Annotated in this window: 15 protein-coding genes; 5 read left to right on the top strand and 10 right to left on the bottom strand. The window is 70.6% G+C overall.

Annotation, left to right across the window (positions count from 1 at the left end; all coding sequences use genetic code 11):
* Positions 1–12: 12 nt before the first annotated feature.
* Genes ASG28_RS03370 through ASG28_RS03385 form a run of 4 tightly spaced genes read right to left on the bottom strand, consistent with a single transcriptional unit; the run spans position 13 to position 4871 of the window.
* Positions 13–1815: a polysaccharide biosynthesis protein gene (locus ASG28_RS03370; protein ID WP_326937853.1), complete on the bottom strand. Its 1803-nt coding sequence runs from the start codon at positions 1813–1815 to the stop codon at positions 13–15.
* Entirely contained in the window at positions 1812–2786 is a 975-nt protein-coding gene (locus ASG28_RS03375) for a hypothetical protein (protein ID WP_055972012.1), read from the bottom strand. Before ASG28_RS03375 ends, ASG28_RS03370 begins: the two co-directional genes overlap by 4 nt.
* Positions 2786–3424 (bottom strand): arsenate reductase/protein-tyrosine-phosphatase family protein, encoded by a 639-nt coding sequence (locus ASG28_RS03380; protein ID WP_055972015.1) that lies wholly within the window; start codon positions 3422–3424, stop codon positions 2786–2788. Before ASG28_RS03380 ends, ASG28_RS03375 begins: the two co-directional genes overlap by 1 nt.
* Before the next feature lie 7 nt (positions 3425–3431).
* The gene (locus ASG28_RS03385) at positions 3432–4871 is read right to left on the bottom strand and encodes a polysaccharide biosynthesis tyrosine autokinase (RefSeq protein WP_055972018.1); all 1440 of its coding nucleotides are present in this window, start codon (positions 4869–4871) and stop codon (positions 3432–3434) included.
* A gap of 319 nt (positions 4872–5190) precedes the next feature.
* Between ASG28_RS03385 and fdhA the strand changes: the two genes are divergently transcribed.
* The gene (fdhA, locus tag ASG28_RS03390; protein ID WP_043593702.1) at positions 5191–6411 is read left to right on the top strand and encodes a formaldehyde dehydrogenase, glutathione-independent; all 1221 of its coding nucleotides are present in this window, start codon (positions 5191–5193) and stop codon (positions 6409–6411) included.
* A gap of 144 nt (positions 6412–6555) precedes the next feature.
* On the top strand, positions 6556–8100 hold the full coding sequence (locus ASG28_RS03395; protein ID WP_055972021.1) for an MFS transporter: 1545 nt from the start codon (positions 6556–6558) through the stop codon (positions 8098–8100).
* A 113-nt stretch (positions 8101–8213) separates the two neighbouring features.
* On the opposite strand, the gene ASG28_RS16335 is transcribed toward ASG28_RS03395, so the two are convergent.
* The 5 genes from ASG28_RS16335 to aroA form a co-directional block, all read right to left on the bottom strand.
* The gene (locus tag ASG28_RS16335) at positions 8214–8354 is read right to left on the bottom strand and encodes a hypothetical protein (protein WP_156155470.1); all 141 of its coding nucleotides are present in this window, start codon (positions 8352–8354) and stop codon (positions 8214–8216) included.
* Between the two features lie 297 nt (positions 8355–8651).
* Complete coding sequence (locus ASG28_RS03400; RefSeq protein ID WP_055976824.1) at positions 8652–9413, bottom strand: inositol monophosphatase family protein; 762 nt, start codon at positions 9411–9413, stop codon at positions 8652–8654.
* A gap of 68 nt (positions 9414–9481) precedes the next feature.
* Positions 9482–9658 carry a hypothetical protein gene (locus ASG28_RS16340; RefSeq protein WP_157485632.1) on the bottom strand — a complete coding sequence of 59 codons (177 nt, stop codon included), beginning with the start codon at positions 9656–9658 and terminating at the stop codon, positions 9482–9484.
* Between the two features lie 10 nt (positions 9659–9668).
* The gene (rsgA, locus tag ASG28_RS03405; protein WP_055972024.1) at positions 9669–10802 is read right to left on the bottom strand and encodes a ribosome small subunit-dependent GTPase A; all 1134 of its coding nucleotides are present in this window, start codon (positions 10800–10802) and stop codon (positions 9669–9671) included.
* Positions 10803–10875: 73 nt separating this feature from the next.
* Positions 10876–12291, bottom strand: a complete 1416-nt coding sequence (gene aroA / locus ASG28_RS03410) for a 3-phosphoshikimate 1-carboxyvinyltransferase (RefSeq protein ID WP_055972027.1) — start codon at positions 12289–12291, stop codon at positions 10876–10878.
* A gap of 96 nt (positions 12292–12387) precedes the next feature.
* On the opposite strand from aroA, the gene ASG28_RS03415 reads away from it, so the two are divergent.
* From ASG28_RS03415 to ASG28_RS03425, 3 genes are read left to right on the top strand one after another with little or no spacing between them, the layout of a single operon-like run.
* Positions 12388–13077: a sigma-70 family RNA polymerase sigma factor gene (locus ASG28_RS03415; protein WP_054147199.1), complete on the top strand. Its 690-nt coding sequence runs from the start codon at positions 12388–12390 to the stop codon at positions 13075–13077.
* Positions 13074–13319 carry a zf-HC2 domain-containing protein gene (locus ASG28_RS03420; protein ID WP_043593711.1) on the top strand — a complete coding sequence of 82 codons (246 nt, stop codon included), beginning with the start codon at positions 13074–13076 and terminating at the stop codon, positions 13317–13319. The genes ASG28_RS03415 and ASG28_RS03420 overlap by 4 nt, the downstream gene beginning before the upstream one ends.
* Positions 13320–13378: 59 nt before the next feature.
* Positions 13379–13819 (top strand): GNAT family N-acetyltransferase, encoded by a 441-nt coding sequence (locus ASG28_RS03425; RefSeq protein ID WP_055972029.1) that lies wholly within the window; start codon positions 13379–13381, stop codon positions 13817–13819.
* A gap of 588 nt (positions 13820–14407) precedes the next feature.
* On the opposite strand, the gene ASG28_RS03430 is transcribed toward ASG28_RS03425, so the two are convergent.
* Positions 14408–18181, bottom strand: coding sequence for a multifunctional oxoglutarate decarboxylase/oxoglutarate dehydrogenase thiamine pyrophosphate-binding subunit/dihydrolipoyllysine-residue succinyltransferase subunit (locus ASG28_RS03430; protein ID WP_082454317.1), 3774 nt, complete (start codon positions 18179–18181; stop codon positions 14408–14410).
* Positions 18182–18254 lie beyond the last annotated feature (73 nt).

The raw sequence follows: 18254 nt of genomic DNA on the forward strand, positions 1-18254 counted from the left end.
AGATCCGTTGGGTCACTCTGGGACTTCCAGTTTCGGGTCGAGGGTGAGCTCCGCCGTCCACGGACCTGTATCGGCGTGAACGCCGTCCAGTTGCGACGGGTGCAGGGCGGGCACGGTGGTGTGCGAGATCTTGGGGTGGACAGGACGGTTGTCGCTCTCGCCGAGGCCGACGAGTTCTTCGTGCATCTTCTCGCCGTCACGTAGGCCCGTGTAGACGATGCCGATGTCCCTGCCCGACATGGCGATCATCCGCTCGGCGATGTCGAGGATGCGCACGGGCTCACCCATGTCGAGGATGAGCACCTCGCTGGGCGCCCCGATGCCGCCGGCCTGCACCACGAGGTGGCACGCCTCGGGGATGGTCATGAAGAACCGCGTCACGTCGGGGTGCGTGATGGTCAGCGGGCCACCGGCCTCGATGAGCGAGGTGAACACGGGCAGCATCGACCCACGGCTGCCGAGCACGTTGCCGAACCGCACCGACAGGTAGCGGGCACCGGTCTCGTCCGCGGCCCACGCGGTCAACCGCTCGGCCAGTCGCTTGGAGTGCCCCAGCACGCTCGTCGGGTTCGCGGCCTTGTCGGTCGAGATGTTGACGAACGTCGTCACCCCGACCGCCTTGCTCGCGTCCAGCACGTTCTGCGTGCCCAGCACGTTGGTCTTCCAGGCCTCGTCCGGGTACTGCTCGAGCATCGGCAGGTGCTTCAGCGCCGCCGCATGGAAGACCACCTCGGGTCGACGGTCCGCGAAGATCGCTCGTAGCGCCTCCGGGTCCCTGATGTCGGCCAGCACGACCTCTTTCGTGTCGAGCAGGCCGTTGCCCGAGATCGACAGCTGCGATTGCTGCAGACCGGTCTCGTCGCGGTCGAGCATGATCAGCTCGGCCGGGCCGAACTTGGCGATCTGACGGCACAGCTCGCTGCCGATCGAGCCGCCGGCGCCGGTCACGAGCACGCGCTTGCCCGCCAGGTAGCCCGCGATCGATTCGACCTGCGTGTCGACGGGGTGCCGACCGATGATGTCCTCGATCGCGATGTCGCGAACGTCCCCGAGTCGCGACTTGCCCTCGAGGATCTCGTCGAGCAGCGGCAGCACCATCACCCGGAGGCCGGCCTCGGCGGCTCGGTCGGTGACGTCCTGCAGCAGGGGTGCATCGGCCTTGGCGATGCCGACGATGATCGCCTTGGCCCCACTGCGCTCCGCCGCGGCAACGAGGTCGTGACGCGTGCCCAGGACGCGGACCCCCTCGATGCGCAAACCCGCCCGCGTAGGGTCGTCTTCGATCAGGCCCACGGGGAGGTACGGCGAGTCGGGGTCCGTCAGCATGCGGCGGATGAGGTGGTTCGCGAGACGACCCGCGCCGAAGATCAGCGTCGGCTGGGCTCCCTCGCCCGGACGGCGCCGGCCCTCCACGTAGAGCCTCGCGACGTAGCGCAAGGCCCCCATGAAGACGAACGCGACCGGCAGGGCGATCAACATCGTGCTGCGCGCCAGCATGATCTCCGTGCCGACCACCAGCACCGGGACGCCCACGGCGATCCCGGTCACGACCACGACCCGCATGATGGTGCGCACCTCGGCGAAGCTGCCCGGCACGAACCGGCGTCGGTAGAGACCGGTCGCGTAGCCGAGCGCTGCACCGAGCACGACGGTCACGGCGGCCACGCCGAGGACCGTGCTCCACGCGACCGCCTCGTACGAGAAGTCGTAGCGCAGCGACACCGCGAAGACGATCGCGACGACCCAGACCAGGGCGTCGAGCACGACCTGCAGACCGGTGCGCCGGCCCGGTGAGGCCATGAACCGGTCGATCACCAGGTCACTCCACCGTCGGACGACACGAGCACGTCGTCGCCGGCCCACAACCAGACCGAGCCGCCGCCACCGGAGAGGGCGACCGAACCCGGCGTCTCGGACGACACGGGAGCGCAACCCACGCGGGACGCGACGGTGCCCGGCGTGGCGGACGGCGCTTCGAGGGCCGTCCCTTCGCAGTCGGCCGCTCCGAGCGCGGCGACGAGGTACTCACCGTTGTCGGCCGTGATGGCGACGGCTCCGTCGACGGCGGTGCCCGCGTCCCAGGTGCCGGCACCGTCGAGCGTGCGGAAGAACCGGCGGTCGCTGCACAGCACGCCGGCTTCGGTGTCGCTGACGACCGCGAGGTCGACGACCGCCGCGCACGGAGCCGGGAGGTCACCCGCGGGGGAGTGCACGGTGCCCGGGGCGGACCGCGCGACGAACCACGAGGCGGCCAGTCGCTCGGGGTAGTCCCGGAACTCGGCCCCGCCCGAGAAGGTCTGCGCGAACGCCGTGGCGCAGGTCGTGCCGGCCGGGCCGACGACGAACGCCGAGGCCGCGTCCGTGGCCTGCACCCGGTCGATGGCAGCCGGGTCACCGCTCGTGGACACCGACAGCGGCGACCAGGTCGCCCCGGCCGACGTCGTCAATTCGAGCGTGGGGGACGGGCCCGCCGTCCCGGGCGTGCACGTGCCGGACTCGGCCCGCCACGCGGTGACGGCGTCGACCGCCGACAGCAGCCGTGTCGGGGTGACGGCCTCGGCCACGGGCGTCGGCGTCTCGGTGGGCTCCGGCGCGGCCGTGGTCTCGACGGGCAGGGGCGTCGACGTGACGGCGGGCTCGGCGTCGGCAGCCAGACCAGACGGTTCGCGGGTCAGCGCGAGCGCGACGAGACCGAGGTCGACGAGGACGAAGGCGCCGATGCCGATCAGGGCGAGTCGGCGGCGGGTCCGGGCTCGCGAGCCCCGCTTGCGTCGGGCGTCCGGCATCAGCGGTCACCCCCGTCGAGGGCGGCGGCGCGGGTCAACAGGTCGACGAGCACGTCGGCCGCGGGCACCAGTTGGCGACCCGACTCGGCGAACGTCTCGTCCGACCGGCGGTACGGGTCGACCACGTCGTCGTCCAGCGGATCGTTCGCAGCCTCGACAGCGCCACGCCGCGAGGCGAGGAGGGCGACGGTGGCCCGCAGCCGGTCGGCCACGGACGAGGCGCCCGTCGGCAGGGCGTCGGCCAGCTGGACGTCGGTCACGTCGCGGGCCAGACGGGCGGCCTCGCGCAGGGTGAACGTGTAGCGGCTGGCCCGGGGGTGCATCGAGACCACGGCACGGCGGTGTTCACGGGCCAGGGCGATGACGAGGTCGGCGCCGCGGACGTCGCGTTCGAAGAGGAAGCGCGCCCGGTGCTCGTCGGGATCGAGGTCGAAGGACCGGGCCAGGGCCCGGGCCTGTTCGGGCATCACGTCGTCGTCGACGGCCATGGTGCCCGCGCTCGACACGGTGACGTCGTCGAGGGGCGAGAGACCGCGGCGCAGGTAGAGCTCGGCCAGGGGCGACCGGCAGATGTTGCCGGTGCAGACGGTGAGCAGCGAGAAGGTGGACGACGTGGGCTGGGGGATCACGAACGACATCTCGCGCCTACTTCGCCGAGCGGGAACTCGTCTTCGGGGCGGCCGGCAGGTCGCCGACGCCTGCCTCGGGGGTGTCCTGCTCCATGCCGTAGTACGCGCCGTAGTTGCCGTAGCCGTAGGCGTCGGGCCCCTTCGTCGGCAGCATGGTGAGCACGATGCCGTGCACCTTGCTGCCGATCTGCTCGAGGTTGCGCAGGGCGGATTGCAACTCGTTGCGCGTCGTGCGACCCGCCGCCGAGACGATGATGGCCCCGCCGGTCAGCTTGCTGAGGATGGCCGCGTCGGTCACCGGCAGCAGGGGAGGCGCGTCGATGAGCACGTAGTCGAACGACGTCGTCAGCGACTCGATCAGCGCCGACATGGCCTTCGACCCGAGCAGTTCGCTCGGGTTCGGGGGAACGCGACCGGCCGGCAGCACGTACATCGTGCCGCGGCCCCAGGGCTGCAGGACGTCCTGCAGGTCGGCGCGACCGATCAGCACGTCGGTCAGCCCGACGACGCCCTCGAGGCCCAGCGTGTCGGCCAGGCGGGGCAGGCGCAGGTCGCCGTCGACCACGGCCACCGTGGCTCCGGTCTCGGCGAGGGCCACCGCGAGGTTGGCCGTCGTGGTCGTCTTGCCCTCGCCCGGTAGCGACGAGGTGACGACGAAGCAGCGGCTCGCCGACTCCACGTTCACGAACTGCAGGTTGGTCCGCAGGGTGCGGAACGACTCGGACCGCGGGTTGCGCGGGTCGACGTGCACGATCAGCGGGTGCTTCTTCGCCCCGGGGTCGAAGCTGATGCCGCCGACGATGGGCGCGTCGGTCACGAGTTCGACGTCGTGCGAGCCGTGGATGCGGGTGTCGAGGGTGCTGCGCAGCACCGCCGCACCCACGCCGAGGGCCAACCCGATCAGCAGGCCTAGGCCCAGGTTCAGGGCGGTGCGGGGGGTCGCGGGTGCCGAGGCGACCGACCCGGGGACGATCGTGGCGATCTTGACCAGGCTCGCGCCTCCACCGGTCGGCGTCTCGAGCTCGTTGACGACCACGTCGGTCAAGGAGGCGCCCACCGCGTTGGCGATGTCGGCGGCGCGCTGGGCGTCGGTGTCGGTCACCGTGATGTTGATCAGCACGGTGTTCAGGGGCGACTCGGCCGCGATCTTCGAGGCGAGGCCGGCGGGCGTGGTGTCGAGACCGAGCTGGTCGATGACCGGGGCGAGCACGGCGTCACTGGTCACGACGTCGACGTAGGACTGCACCTTCTGCTGTGCTGCGCTGCTGCCCTGCACCGCATCACCCGTTGTGGACGAATCCTGCGCTTGGACGGACACGAAGAGCCGGGTCGACGACACGTAGGTCGGCGTGGCCAGGATCGAGCTGAGCGCTCCGGCGGCGAGGCCGACGAGCGTGAGGGCGGCGATGAAGATCCAGCCCTTGCGGAGAATGCGGATGTAGTCACGGAGTTCCACGTGGCTGAGGTCCTGTCCTGATCGGGTACGAGCACCGTGGAAGGCACCCGGGCAGTCGTCGCGTGGACCATGCCTCCCGGCACCCTGATGGCTCCCCGCGGCTCTGCGCCGTGACCAATACTCACACACGGGACGCCCGGATGGGGTACATATGTTGTCCGATCCGGTGAAGTGGCCCCCGAAGGGGGGTATGCGCGACACCTGTCGCGAATCGTCCGCCTGAACGCTCGCTGTGATTCGGGCGCACCGTCTGACCCGGGCAATAGCCTGCGGGAGATCGGGCACGTCCCGTGCTCGCACGTGATCAAGGAGGATCACCATGGCAACGAATCACGCGGTCGCCTACAAGGGCCCCGGCCAGGTCGAGGTCATCGACGTCGACTACCCGACCTTCGAGCTGAAGGACGGCCCCGGCGTCAACCCGGCCAACGTCGGTCGCAAGGTCAACCACGGCGCGATCCTGCGCACGGTCGCCACCAACATCTGCGGCTCCGACCAGCACATGGTCCGCGGCCGCACCACCGCCCCGACGAACCTCGTGCTCGGTCACGAGATCACCGGCGAGGTCGTCGAGGTCGGCCCCGACGTCGAGTTCATCAAGGTCGGCGACATCGTCTCGGTGCCGTTCAACATCGCCTGCGGCCGTTGCCGCAACTGCAAGGAACGCAAGACCGGCATCTGCCTCAACGTCAACCCCGACCGCCCCGGCAGCGCCTACGGCTACGTCGACATGGGCGGCTGGGTCGGCGGCCAGGCCGAGTACGTGCTCGTGCCCTACGCCGACTGGAACCTCCTGAAGTTCCCCGACGCCGACCAGGCCATGGAGAAGATCCTCGACCTGGCGATGCTCTCCGACATCTTCCCGACCGGCTTCCACGGCGCCGTCACCGCCGGCGTCGAGGTCGGCTCGACCGTCTACGTCGCCGGAGCCGGCCCCGTCGGCCTCGCCGCCGCCACCGGAGCCCTGCTGCTCGGTGCCAGCGTCGTCATCGTCGGCGACATGAACGCCGACCGCCTCGCGCAGGCCCGCAGCTTCGGTTGCGAGACCGTCGACCTGACCAAGGGCGACCCGGCCGACCAGATCGACCAGATCCTCGGGGAGCCCCTCGTCGACTGCGGCATCGACGCGGTCGGCTTCGAGGCCAAGGGTCACGGCGGCGGATCGGGCGACGAGGCGCCCGCCACCGTGCTCAACTCGCTGATGGACATCACCGCGGCGGGCGGCGCCCTCGGCATCCCGGGGCTCTACGTCACCGGCGACCCGGGCGGAGTCGACGAGGCCGCCCAGAAGGGGTCGCTGTCGCTCAGTCTCGGCACCGGCTGGGCCAAGTCGCTGTCGTTCACCACGGGCCAGTGCCCGGTGATGAAGTACAACCGACAGCTGATGATGGCGATCCTCCACGACCGCACGAGCATCGCGAAGAACGTCCACGCCCAGGCGATCAGCCTCGCGGACGCCCCGCGCGGCTACGCCGAGTTCGACAAGGGTGCCGCCACGAAGTACGTCCTCAACCCGAACGACCTGATCAAGGCGGCCTAGCGGTCGTCGCCACCCGCGCCTCCTCGGCTCTCGGTCCCTCGACCGACAGAGCCCAGGAGGCGCGGGTCGGCCCACCGGGCCCCCCGCGTTCCGCAGCCACTCGCGTCGTTGCAGGCTGTGCACGGTGTATGACGGAACGATCCCATGACGAAGACATCCGACACCCCTGCCCCGGGAGGCGCCGACGCCGCCCGCCCCGCCTCCGTCCACGGCCGCGCCGCCCGCTCCGACGAGGAACGCCAGAAGTGGCGCGCGTTCGCCGTGTGCGTCGGCGTCGCCGCCCTGACGATCCTCGACCTGTCGAAGGTCAACGTCGGCCTGCCCAGCATCGAGGCGTCGCTCGGCGCCGGGCCCACCGCCCTGCAGCTGATCGTCGCCGGCTACGCACTCGCCTTCGGCCTGTCGCTCGTGCCGTCCGGCCGCCTCGGCGACCTCAAGTCGCGCCGCATGATGTTCGTCATCGGCCTGACCTCGTTCACCGTCGCCAGCCTGCTCTGCGCCCTCGCGCCGACCATCGAGCTGCTCGTCGCCGCCCGCATCCTGCAGGGCGTCGCGGCCGGCATTCAGATGCCGCAGGTGCTCGGACTCATCCAGCAGCTCTTCCAGGGCAAGGAGCGCGGCCGCGCCTTCGGCTTCTTCGGCGCCATCATCGGCGTCAGCACGGCGTTCGGACCGACCCTCGGCGGCCTGCTCATCGCGATCGGCGGCCCGGAGGACGGCTGGCGCCTGCTGTTCTGGATGAACATCCCGCTCGGCCTGATCGCCATCTTCTTCGCCCTCAAGCTGCTGCCGAAGACCCGCACGGCCTCGAACGGCCACAACGAGCTCGACCTGTTCGGCATCGTGCTGCTCGGCCTGACGATCTTCACCCTCATGCTGCCGTTCGTGCTGACCACGGGCCAGGGCGACGACCCGCTGCGCTGGCTCTTCTTGGTCGGCTTCGTCGGGTTCGGCGCCGCCTTCGTCTGGTGGGAGCAGCGCTACAAGGCACGAGGCAAGTCACCGGTCGTGCACTTCAGCCTGTTCTCGCTCGCCTCGTACCGCAACGGCACCCTGATCGCCACGGTCTACTTCTGCGCCCTGCCCGCGACCTTCCTGCTGACGACGCTGTACCTGCAGCAGGGGCTCGGCCTCGAGCCCGTCTACGCCGGCATGGTCACCATCCCGTTCGCGCTGACCAGCGCCGTCGCGGCGTTCTACGGTGGACGCCTCGTCGACCGTTTCGGTCGCAGCCTGGTCGTGCTCGGGCTGATCCTGGTCGCGGTGGGCTTCGTCGCCCTGCTGCTCGCGGCCGTGCTCACCCCGCGCGACATCACGCCGTACGCCATGGGCATCGGCATGCTGATCGCCGGCACGGGCGGTGGTTTCGTCATCTCGCCGAACCAGACGCTCACGCTGGCCGAGGTGCCCGTCCAGATGGGCGGCGTCGCCGGCTCGATGGGGCAGGTCGGTCAGCGCGCCGGCACGGCCATCGGCACGGCGGCCGCGGTCTCGACGTTCTACTCGGTCATCGCCGGGGCCGGGGGCGCCGAGGGCGCCGACCTCGACATCTACCACGAGGCCTACCGCAACGGCTTCTTCGTCACGATCGCCCTGGTGTCCGTGGCGCTCGTGCTCGGGCTGATGGACCTGCGCGCCCGCAAGAAGGGGCGCGTGGGCGACGGGGCCGAGGCTGCTGCTGCTGCGTAGTCGGTGACCCGCGTCGTCGGGGTGAGACGCGCCTCCTCGGTGAGGGGTGCCTCCTCGGTGGGACGCGCCTCCGGGGTGGGACGCGCCTCCTGGGGTGGTCCCGCCGCTGCCGGTCAGAGGCGGGCGAAGGCCTCGACGACGTAGCTCGTGACGTCGACCTGGCGCGTGCCCGGCAGGGCGATCGACGCAGGGTCGACCGAACCGGCGGCGGTGCTGGTGGTGGCGGAGACGGAGACGGCGGGCGTGACGAACATGATGGGCCTTTCGGTCGGCTGGTGGGGCGGTTGACGGGGCCCGGCCGCCCGTGCAGGGAGACGGGCGGCGGAGCCCCTGACGTCCCTGCCCGAGATGCTCGGTGCTCCTGCTGGAGCCGGTGACGTCGTGCGACCAGTCAAGCGGCCCGGACGTTGCGTGAACATGAGCGGAGGGCTGAGTCGCCCTCCGTCGCAGGGATGAACCTCGGCCGCCGTCATCCCGCCACGAAGTAGACAAGCCGCCACGCAAAAACGTGGCGGCTCGTGTACTTCGTGGTGGCGTGGGCCCCACAGCGCTCAGGCAGGAGGCGCGGCCACGACCTCGAGGACGCTCTCGTGCAGCAGTCCGTTCGTCGCCATCGCGGTGCCGTGCCACGGGCCCGGTCGTCCGTCGGCGCTGGTGAAGCGTCCGCCGGCCTCCTCGACGACGACGGCCACGGCGGCCATGTCGTAGGGCTGCAGGTCGAACTCGCCCGAAATGTCGAGTGCGCCCTCGGCGACGAGCATGTACGACCAGAAGTCGCCGTACGCTCGCGTCCGCCAGACCTGGCTCGTCAGCTCGAGCAGTTGCGGCAGGCGCCCGGCGTCGATCCAGTATTCGAGCCCGTTGAAGCTCAGCGACGCGTCGGCCAGCTCGCGCACGCCCGACACCCGCAACGGCCCCTCGTGCTCGGACGAGAACGCCCCGCCGCCCTGCGTCGCCCACCAGCGCCGCCCGAGGGCCGGAGCACTCACCACACCCACCACGGGCACGCCGTCCACGACGAGCGAGACGAGCGCCGCCCAGACCGGCACCCCGCGCAGGAAGTTCGCCGTGCCGTCGATCGGGTCGACCACCCACTGGCGGTGCGAGGGAGCGTCGTGGCCGTACTCCTCGCCGTAGAAGGTGTCGTCGGGGCGGGCGGCGGCGACCCGCTCGCGGATGGCTCGCTCGACGGCCTGGTCGGCGTCGGTCACGTGCGACCGGTCGGGCTTGAGCGACACGTGCAGATCGGCCGACCGGTACCGCTCGGTGCTGATCGCGTCGGCCAGGTCGGCCAGCTCGAGCGCGAGCGCCAGGTCGTCCGCCCACGGCGTCCCGGTCGATCGGTCGGACGAGGAGGCGCGGGTCGGCTCGGCAGCATCGGTCACCCCGTCAGCGTACCCAGCCCGCCCTGCTCGTCCGCGCGCTGCCCGCCGGCCCGGCCCGCGCCTCCTGGGCTGGCGTCGCCGAAGCGGGCGTGTTCGTCGACGACGGGCCTGCGCGGCCGCCCGTCGAGCACGGACTCGCCCGCTTCGCGCCGAACCCGGCCAGCCGCGGGCATGCGGTGTGCCCTAGCCGAGCTCGTCGCTGCGCGCGTCGTCGGCAGCCGCCGCGAGGTCACGCGCGCTCACGCCGCCCTTGGACGCGAGCAGCGACTGCAGCGACTCGAGCCGTTCGCGGCCGACGTCGCCGAGCTCGCCGGCCTCGATGCGGTCGACGATCTCCCAGTCGTGGGCCTCGGCCAGCGGGATGCCGTCGACCGGCTCGCCCTCGGCCGGGATCGCGTGCGCCGCGAAGGACTTGAGGATGTTCTCGGGGTCGACGTGGCCCAGCCCGAACGACCGCACACCGGGGGTGTCGACGATCCAGCCGCCGGTCGGCACCTTGAACGACACCGTCGACGACGACGTGTGCCGCCCGCGTCCGGTGACGGCGTTGACCACGCCCACCTCGCGCCGCGACCCGGTCAGGGCGTTGACGAGGGTGGACTTGCCGACACCCGAGTGGCCGACCGTGACCGTCACGTGGCCGTCGAGGACGCCGCGCAACTCGTCGAGCGCGGGGGAGACCTGCCCGCCGGGCGCGACCTCGTCGAACGAGGTCGACGTGGTCGTGACGATGCGCAGGTCGAAGCACGAGAAGTGCGCCGCGAACGGCGCCGGGTCGGCGAGGTCGGTCTTGGTGATGCAGAGGATCGGCTCGACCCCGGCGTCGAACGCCGCGACCATGTAGCGGTCGACCAGACGGGGCCGGGGCTCGGGGTCGGCGGCCGCCACGACGATCAGCATCTGGTCGGCGTTGGCGACGATGACGCGCTCGACGGCGTCACTGTCGTCGGCACTGCGCCGCAGCAGGGTCGAGCGGTCGTGCACCTTGACGATCCGGGCGAGCGACCCCTCGGAGCCGCTCGTGTCGCCGACGACGCCGACGCGGTCACCGGTCACGACGCTCTTCTTGCCGAGCTCGCGAGCCCTGGCCGTCGTGATCTCGCGTTCGTCGGGGGTGCCGGCGTCCATGAGCACGCCGTAGCGGCCACGGTCGACCGTCCAGACGACCCCCTCTTCGGCGTTCGCGTAGGCCGGACGCTGCTTGGTGCGGGGCTTGTTGCCCTTGGGGTTCGGGCGCACCCGCACCGAGCTCTCGTCGTACTGGCCGTACTCGCGCTCGTCGTCGGCGTCGTCGTCGCCGTCGCTCCACCAGCTCATCGTGCCTCGCTCATCGTCGACCGTGCCTCGCTCGTCCCGTGCCGTGCCCCGCTCATCGTCGTCGGCCCGGCGCCTAGAGGAACCCGAGCAGGTCGATGTCGGCGGGGCTCTGCCGAACGGCCCGGCCGAGCATCTCGTCCCACAGCTCGACGAACTGCGGCAGCGTCTTGGCGACGACGCGGACGTCGTCGAGCTCGACGCCCTCGACGGCCAGGCCGATGATCGCCGCGGCGGTCGCCATGCGGTGGTCCTCATAGGTGCGCCATTGGCCAGCGTGGAGCGGGGACGGCTCGATGCGCAGGCCGTCCTCGAGTTCGGTCACCGCGCCTCCGAGGGCGTTGATCTCGGCCGCGAGGGCCGCGAGGCGGTCGGTCTCGTGACCGCGCAGGTGGCCGATGCCGGTGATCGTGCTCGGGCCAGAGGCGAGGGCGGCGAGGGCGACCAGTGCGGGGGCGAGTTCGCCGCCGCGGGACAGGTCGACGTCGACGCCGGGCAGCGAGCCGCCTCCGACGAGGCCCACGCCGCCGTCGACGGTGAGGGTGTCGCCGTCGAGCGTGACGGTCGCGCCCCAAAGTGGCAGCAGGTCGATCAGGTCGGCCCCGACCTGGGTCGTGTCGGCGGGCCAGTGCGCGACCGAGACGGTTCCGCCCGCGACCAGGGCGGCCACGAGGAACGGTGCCGCGTTCGACAGATCGGGTTCGATGACGACCTCGCGCCCCTCGATCGGCGTCGGCGGCACGATCCAGGTGCCGACGGCGGGCGACTCGACCTCGACCCCGCGCTGGGCGAGCGCGTCGATCGTCATCTCGATGTGCGGCAGGCTCGGCAGGCGTTCGCCCGTGTGGGTCAGGGTGAGGCCGCGCTCGAAGCCGGCGGCCGAGAGCAGCAGGCCCGAGACGAACTGGCTGGAGGCCGACGCGTCGATCTCGACGTCGCCGCCCTCGACCTCGCCGGTGCCGTAGAGGCTGAAGGGCAGGGCGCCCCGGCCGTCGTCGTTCACCTCGACGCCGAGGGCGCGCAGGGCCTCGATCGTCGTGCGCATGGGTCGCTTGCGGGCGCTGGCGTCACCGTCGAACGTGACCGGGCCGAGGGCGAGCGCCGCGACCGGGGGCAGGAACCGCATGACCGTGCCGGCCAGGCCGCAGTCGATCGTCGCCCCGCCCTGCAGCTCGGCGGGCGTGACGACCAGGTCGGGCCCGAAGGGGGAGTCGTTCGGGAACTCGGTGATCGTCGTGCCCAGCGCCTTCAGTGCCTCGATCATGAGCGCCGTGTCACGGGAGTGCAGCGGCAGGCGCAGCGTCGACGGTGACGACGCCAGCGCCGAGAGCACCAGCTCGCGGTTCGTCAGCGACTTCGACCCGGGCAGGGACGAGGAGGCGCGCAACGGCCCGGAGGCGGTGGGCGCCACCCAGCGCCCCTCGTCGACCTCGGGAACCTTTCCGTCGCCGTAGGGAGAGAACTCGGGCCCGGAATACCTGTACACCTGCATCGGTTCACCACAGTAATGCAGCAAGAACCTGGAGGACCTGTGCCTGTCGCACTAGCACCGAGGGAAATCACCGTCGCCGAACTAGAATCGGCCCTGATGAGCACCCCCGAGGGCCACGAGCCCACACCGACCGTTGCCGCCGTCGAACCGACCGAGGCCGACGTCGACGCCGCCCTCGAGGCCGTCGACGCCGACGCCGAGAAGCGCGCCCTGTTCGAAGAGCAGGCGCTTCCGTTCATGGACCAGCTCTACGCCGCGGGCATGCGCATGACGCGCAACCCGGCCGACGCCAGCGACCTCGTGCAAGAGACGTTCGTCAAGGCCTACGCGGCGTTCGCGCAGTTCCAGCAGGGCACCAACCTGAAGGCCTGGCTCTACCGCATCCAGACCAACACGTTCATCAACACGTACCGCAAGAAGCAGCGTGACCCGTACCAGGGCACGATCGACGAGTTGGAAGACTGGCAGATGGGCGGCGCCGAGTCGGCGACCCGCGCCTCCGGCTCGACCCGCTCGGCCGAGGCCGAGGCGATCGACCACCTCCCCGACAGCGCCGTGAAGGACGCCCTGCAGAAGGTCCCCGAAGACTTCCGCATGGCCGTGTACTTCGCGGACGTCGAAGGCTTCTCGTACCAAGAGATCGCCGACATCATGAAGACCCCCGTGGGCACCGTGATGAGCCGCCTGCACCGTGGCCGTCGCCTGCTCCGTGAACTCCTCGCCGACTACGCACGCGATCGTGGCATCGCCGTCCCCGTCGGCTCGTCGAAGGGCGCAAAGAAATGACCGACTGTGGTTGCACCAAGGCCAAGGCCGAACTCGAGGACTACCTGCACAACGAGTTGTGCCGCGAGGACGCGGCCGACATCCGCGAGCACATGGCGAACTGCGGCGACTGCTCGGGTGAACACAAGGTCGGCGTCGTGCTGACCGAGGCCGTCCAGCGCGCCTGCCGCGAGACGGCACCCGAAGACCTGCGGGCGACCGTGCTGGCACGGTTGCGCGAGCTGCAGTCCGCACACCGCTAGTCGCGGCCCCCGGGCCGGCCCGGTCGTCATACGACGAGCGGCTGCGCTAGCGTCGTCGCATGACCGCAACGGTGCAGCCCCTCGGCATCCCGACCACCAGCGACCTCGACGACCTCGTGTCGTTGATCGGCCTGCTCGGCTACACGCTCGACTCCGAGGTCCTCTCGGCCCGGCTGGCCCGCCTGACGACCGCCGCGGGGCACGAGACCTGGGTCGTCCGCGGCGACGACGGGCGCATCACGGCGGTCGCCGGAGGACACGTCGTGTGGGCCTACAACGACGACGCCCCGACCGCCGAGCTGCTGTTGCTCGTCGTGTCCGCCGACGCTCGCCGGGACGGCGTCGGCTCGTACCTGCTCGGCCATTTCGAATCGTGGGCCCGGGGCCACCAGGCACGCGTGCTCAACGCCGTCTCGGCCGCTGCCACCGACTCGGCGAACCGCTTCTACCGCAAGCGCGGCTACCACGAGGCCGGCGTCCGCTACTCGAAGCTCATCTGACCGCCGGGGCATCCTGCCGCCGCGACGGCGGCGTCACCGTGGGCTGGATCGGCCGTCCGCGGTCGGCAACTCCTGGCTGCTGTCGTCGTGCAGCGGTCTGAGCGGTGCTGAGCGCACAGGAGTCCTGAGTTGCCGACAGCGGGCCGGGGACGGAGCGGCGGGGTCCGAGTCCTGTTCGAGTGCGGGGGTGGGGCCGACAGGGTGAGGTGTGGGCGGGCCAGTGTCGGCAACTCAGGAGAACGGTTGCGAATCGGGCGGCTGGCGCGCGGTGAGGCGACAAAACTCCTGAGTTGCCGACAGCGGGCCGGGGCCGGAGCGGCGGGGTCCGAGTTCTACTCGAGTGCGGGGGTGGGGGCCGACAGGGTGAGGTGTGGGCGGGCCAGTGTCGGCAACTCAGGAGAACGGTCGCGAATCGGGCGGTCGACGGGCGACGCGGCCACAGGAGTCCTGAGTTGCCGACGCGCGACGCGCGACGCGCGACGCCGGCGACGGGGGCAAGAGGCGAGGGTGGACGACGGGACAGGCGAGACGACCGTGGCCGCGCCCCCGGCAGGAGGCGCGGCCACGGTCGAGCGGTCAGGCGACCGGCTAGAGGTCGAGCGCCTCGGCGATCAGGGCCGCTTGCTGCAGCGCGCTCGCCTTGTTCGACCCGGCGGCCGGCGAGGCCGACGCGGGACGTGACGCGACGCGGATCTGTCGGTCGAGGTGCTTCTGCAACTCGAGCACGACGAACGGCCAGGCGCCCTGGTTCTCGGGCTCTTCTTGCGCCCAGACCAGTTCGGCGGACGGGTAGCGGTCGAGCACGCGACGGATCTCGTCGAGCGGCAGCGGGTAGAGCTGCTCGAGGCGGACCAGCGCGACGTCGTTCTGGACGCCTCGCTTGTCGAGCTCGGTCGAGAGGTCGTAGTGGATCTTGCCGCTGTGCAGCACGACGCGCTTCGTCGACTCGGGCTCGGACACCCGCGTGCAGTCGAGCACCGGCTCGAAGCGACCCGAGGTGAACGCGTCGACCCCGCTGGTCGCTCCGCGCAGCCGCAGCATGGCCTTCGGGGTGAAGACCACGAGCGGACGACGAGGGCGGGCGTAGGCCTGACGGCGCAGCAGGTGGAAGTACGACGCGGGCGTCGACGGCCGGGCGATCGTCATGTTGTCCTCGGCACAGAGCTGCAGGAAGCGCTCCATGCGGGCGGACGAGTGGTCGGGGCCCTGACCCTCGTAACCGTGCGGCAGCAACAGCACGACGCTCGAGCGCTGGCCCCACTTCTGCTCGGCCGACGAGATGAACTCGTCGATGACCGTCTGGGCGCCGTTGCTGAAGTCGCCGAACTGGGCTTCCCACAGCACGAGCGCGTCGGCCCGCTCGACCGAGTAGCCGTACTCGAACGCCATGGCCGCGTACTCGCTGAGCAGCGAGTCGTAGATCCAGAGCTTCGCCTGGTTGTCGGCGATGTTCTGCAGCGGCAGCCACTCCTGGCCGTTCTCGCGGTCGTGCAGCACCGAGTGCCGCTGCACGAAGGTGCCGCGTCGGCTGTCCTGACCCGCGAGGCGCACGGGTGTGCCCTCGGTCAACAGCGACCCGAAGGCGAGCAACTCGCCGAAGGCCCAGTCGATGCCGCCGTTGCGGCTCATGTCGACGCGCTTCTTCAGCAGCTGCTGCAGCTTGGGGTGCACCGAGAACCCGGCCGGCGGGTTGTCGTGTGCGTCCCCGATGTCGTGCACGAGCTCGAGGGAGACCCCCGTGGTCTCGGGCTCGCCCCGGGCGTCGTCCTGCTGGGCGACGGGTCGCTCGAGGTCGGCGACGTCACCGTCGTCGCTCGTGACGACCGGGATCGACCCGGTCTGCGCGGCGTGCGTCTCCGCGAACGCGCGCTCGAGGCGCTCCTGGAAGTCACGGTGGGCACCGTCGTACTCGTCCTGCGTGATGTCGCCTCGACCGACGAGGGCCTCGGTGTAGAGGGTGCGCACCGAGCGCTTCTGCTCGATGAGGTTGTACATCAGCGGCTGGGTCATCGAGGGGTCGTCGCCCTCGTTGTGGCCGCGTCGGCGGTAGCAGACGAGGTCGATGACGATGTCGCGCTTGAACTGCTGGCGGTACGAGAACGCCAACTCGGCGACGCGGGCCACGGCCTCGGGGTCGTCACCGTTCACGTGGAAGATCGGCGCCTGGATCGTCTTGGCGACGTCGGTGGAGTACACGGACGTGCGCGACTCGGACGGGGGTGTCGTGAAGCCCACCTGGTTGTTGATCACGATGTGGATGGTGCCGCCCACGCGGTAGCCACGCAGCTGCGACATCTGCAGCGTCTCGACCACGACGCCCTGACCGGCCATGGCCGCGTCGCCGTGGATCAGGATGGGCAGCGTGCTGAAGGCCCCGGTCGTCCCGCGGTCTTGCTTGGCGCGCACGATGCCCTCGAGCACGCCGTCACCGGCCTCGAGGTGCGACGGGTTCGCGGCCAGGTACACAGGGATGGTCTCGCCGACGGCACTCGTGAACTCGCCCTCGGTGCCGAGGTGGTACTTGACGTCGCCGGATCCCTGGACGGTCTTGGGGTCTTGCGTGCCCTCGAACTCGCGGAAGATCTGGCCGTAGGTCTTGCCGGCGATGTTCGTCAGCACGTTGAGGCGGCCACGGTGGGCCATGCCGATCGCGACCTCGTCGAGGCCCTCGCGGGCGGCGTGCTGCATGACGGTGTCGAGCAGCGAGATGGTGGACTCGCCGCCCTCGAGGCTGAAGCGCTTCTGGCCGACGTACTTCGTCTGCAGGAAGGTCTCGAAGGCCTCGGCCTCGTTGAGCTTCGCGAGGATGCGCATCTGCTCGTCGTGCGAGGGCTTCGTGTAGGGCACCTCGAGGTGGTCCTGGATCCACTTGCGCTGTGCCGGGTCCTGGATGTGCATGTACTCGACGCCGATGGTGCGGCAGTACGAGTCGCGCAGGATGCCGAGGATGTCGCGCAGCAGGGCGTGGGTGCGCCCGCCCAGACCGCCGGTGACGAACTCGCGGTCGAGGTCCCAGAAGGTGAGCCCGTGGCTCTCGATCGCCAGGTCGGGGTGCGTGCGCTGGCGGTACTCGAGCGGGTCGATGTCGGCCATCAGGTGGCCCCGCACGCGATAGCTGTTGATCAGCTCTTGGACGCGGGCCGTCTTGCTGACGCGCTCGGCCAGGTTGACGTTGATGTCGGCGTTCCAGTGGATCGGCTCGTACGGGATGCGCAGCGCCGCGAAGATGTCCTCGTAGAAGCCGCGCTGCCCGATCAGCAGCTCGTGCACCTTCTTGAGGAACTCGCCCGAGCCCGCCCCCTGGATGACCCGGTGGTCGTAGGTGCTGGTCAGCGTGATGGTCTTGCCGATGCCCAGCTCGACGAGTGTCTTCGAGGCGGAGCCCTGGAACTCGGCCGGGTAGTCGAGCGCGCCGGCGCCGATGATGGCGCCTGCGCCCTTCATCAGGCGGGGCACGCTGTGCACGGTGCCGATGCCGCCGGGGTTGGTCAGCGAAATCGTGTTGCCCTGGAAGTCTGCCGCCGCGAGCTTGTTGTCGCGGGCCCGCTTGACGATGTCTTCGTACGCCGTGAGGAACTCGCCGAAGTGCATCTCCTCGGCCTTCTTGATGCCGGGCACGAGCAGGGCGCGGGTGCCGTCGGGCTTCGGGATGTCGATCGCGAGGCCGAGGTTGATGTGCGCGGGGGTGACCACCGACGGCTTGCCGTCGACCTCGTCGTAGAAGACGTTCTGGCTGGGGAACTCTTTGAGGGCCTGCACCAGGGCCCAGCCGATGAGGTGGGTGAACGACACCTTGCCGCCGCGGGCGCGCTTGAGGTGGTTGTTGATGACGATGCGGTTGTCGATCATCAGCTTCGCCGGGATCGTGCGGACGCTCGTCGCGGTGGGCACGGTGAGGCTGGCGTCCATGTTCGTGGCGAGCGACTTGGCCATGCCGCGCAGCGGCGAGACGACGTTCTCGGCCTCGGGCGTGGGCTGCTCGCCGGGCGTCGCGGGCTTCGCCTTGGCCTTGTCGGGCACCTGGGCCGGGATCGGCTTCGCCGCCGGCTCGACCGAGGTCGTGCGCGCGGCGGCCTTCTGGCCTGCGGATGCAGCGGCCACTGGTGCAGGGGCCTCGGCTGCCGGAACGGCAGCGGACGACGAAGGAGGCGCGGGTGCGGTCTCGACGGACGGTGCGGCGGGCGACGTGGGCGCGGACCCACCTTCGGGCGGCGTGTAGGCCTCGAGGATCGGCCACCACGACTCGTCGACCGAGTTCTTGTCGACCACCCACTGCTCGTAGAGCTCGTCGACGAGCCACTCGTTGGCCCCGAACTCGGCTGCAGCGCCGTCGTCAGTTGTACCGGTCACGTGGCTTGACACAGCCGATCGCCCACTCTCCGTTGATTGTTGATCAGTGCGTGGGCTGCGAGGCCCACCTCTGCCAGCTTAAGCG

The organism is Frigoribacterium sp. Leaf415 (genome assembly GCF_001424645.1).
GTDB lineage: Bacteria > Actinomycetota > Actinomycetes > Actinomycetales > Microbacteriaceae > Frigoribacterium.

Bases quoted from the DNA above. Each gene is read 5' to 3' on its own strand.
- ASG28_RS03395 (WP_055972021.1), top strand. From the start codon at position 6,556: ATGACGAAGACATCCGACACCCCTGCCCCGGGAGGCGCCGACGCCGCC.
- aroA (WP_055972027.1), bottom strand. From the start codon at position 12,291: ATGCAGGTGTACAGGTATTCCGGGCCCGAGTTCTCTCCCTACGGCGAC.
- ASG28_RS03375 (WP_055972012.1), bottom strand. From the start codon at position 2,786: ATGCCGGACGCCCGACGCAAGCGGGGCTCGCGAGCCCGGACCCGCCGC.
- ASG28_RS03380 (WP_055972015.1), bottom strand. From the start codon at position 3,424: ATGTCGTTCGTGATCCCCCAGCCCACGTCGTCCACCTTCTCGCTGCTC.
- ASG28_RS16335 (WP_156155470.1), bottom strand. From the start codon at position 8,354: ATGTTCGTCACGCCCGCCGTCTCCGTCTCCGCCACCACCAGCACCGCC.
- ASG28_RS16340 (WP_157485632.1), bottom strand. From the start codon at position 9,658: ATGCCCGCGGCTGGCCGGGTTCGGCGCGAAGCGGGCGAGTCCGTGCTC.
- rsgA (WP_055972024.1), bottom strand. From the start codon at position 10,802: ATGAGCTGGTGGAGCGACGGCGACGACGACGCCGACGACGAGCGCGAG.
- ASG28_RS03425 (WP_055972029.1), top strand. From the start codon at position 13,379: ATGACCGCAACGGTGCAGCCCCTCGGCATCCCGACCACCAGCGACCTC.
- fdhA (WP_043593702.1), top strand. From the start codon at position 5,191: ATGGCAACGAATCACGCGGTCGCCTACAAGGGCCCCGGCCAGGTCGAG.
- ASG28_RS03420 (WP_043593711.1), top strand. From the start codon at position 13,074: ATGACCGACTGTGGTTGCACCAAGGCCAAGGCCGAACTCGAGGACTAC.
- ASG28_RS03415 (WP_054147199.1), top strand. From the start codon at position 12,388: ATGAGCACCCCCGAGGGCCACGAGCCCACACCGACCGTTGCCGCCGTC.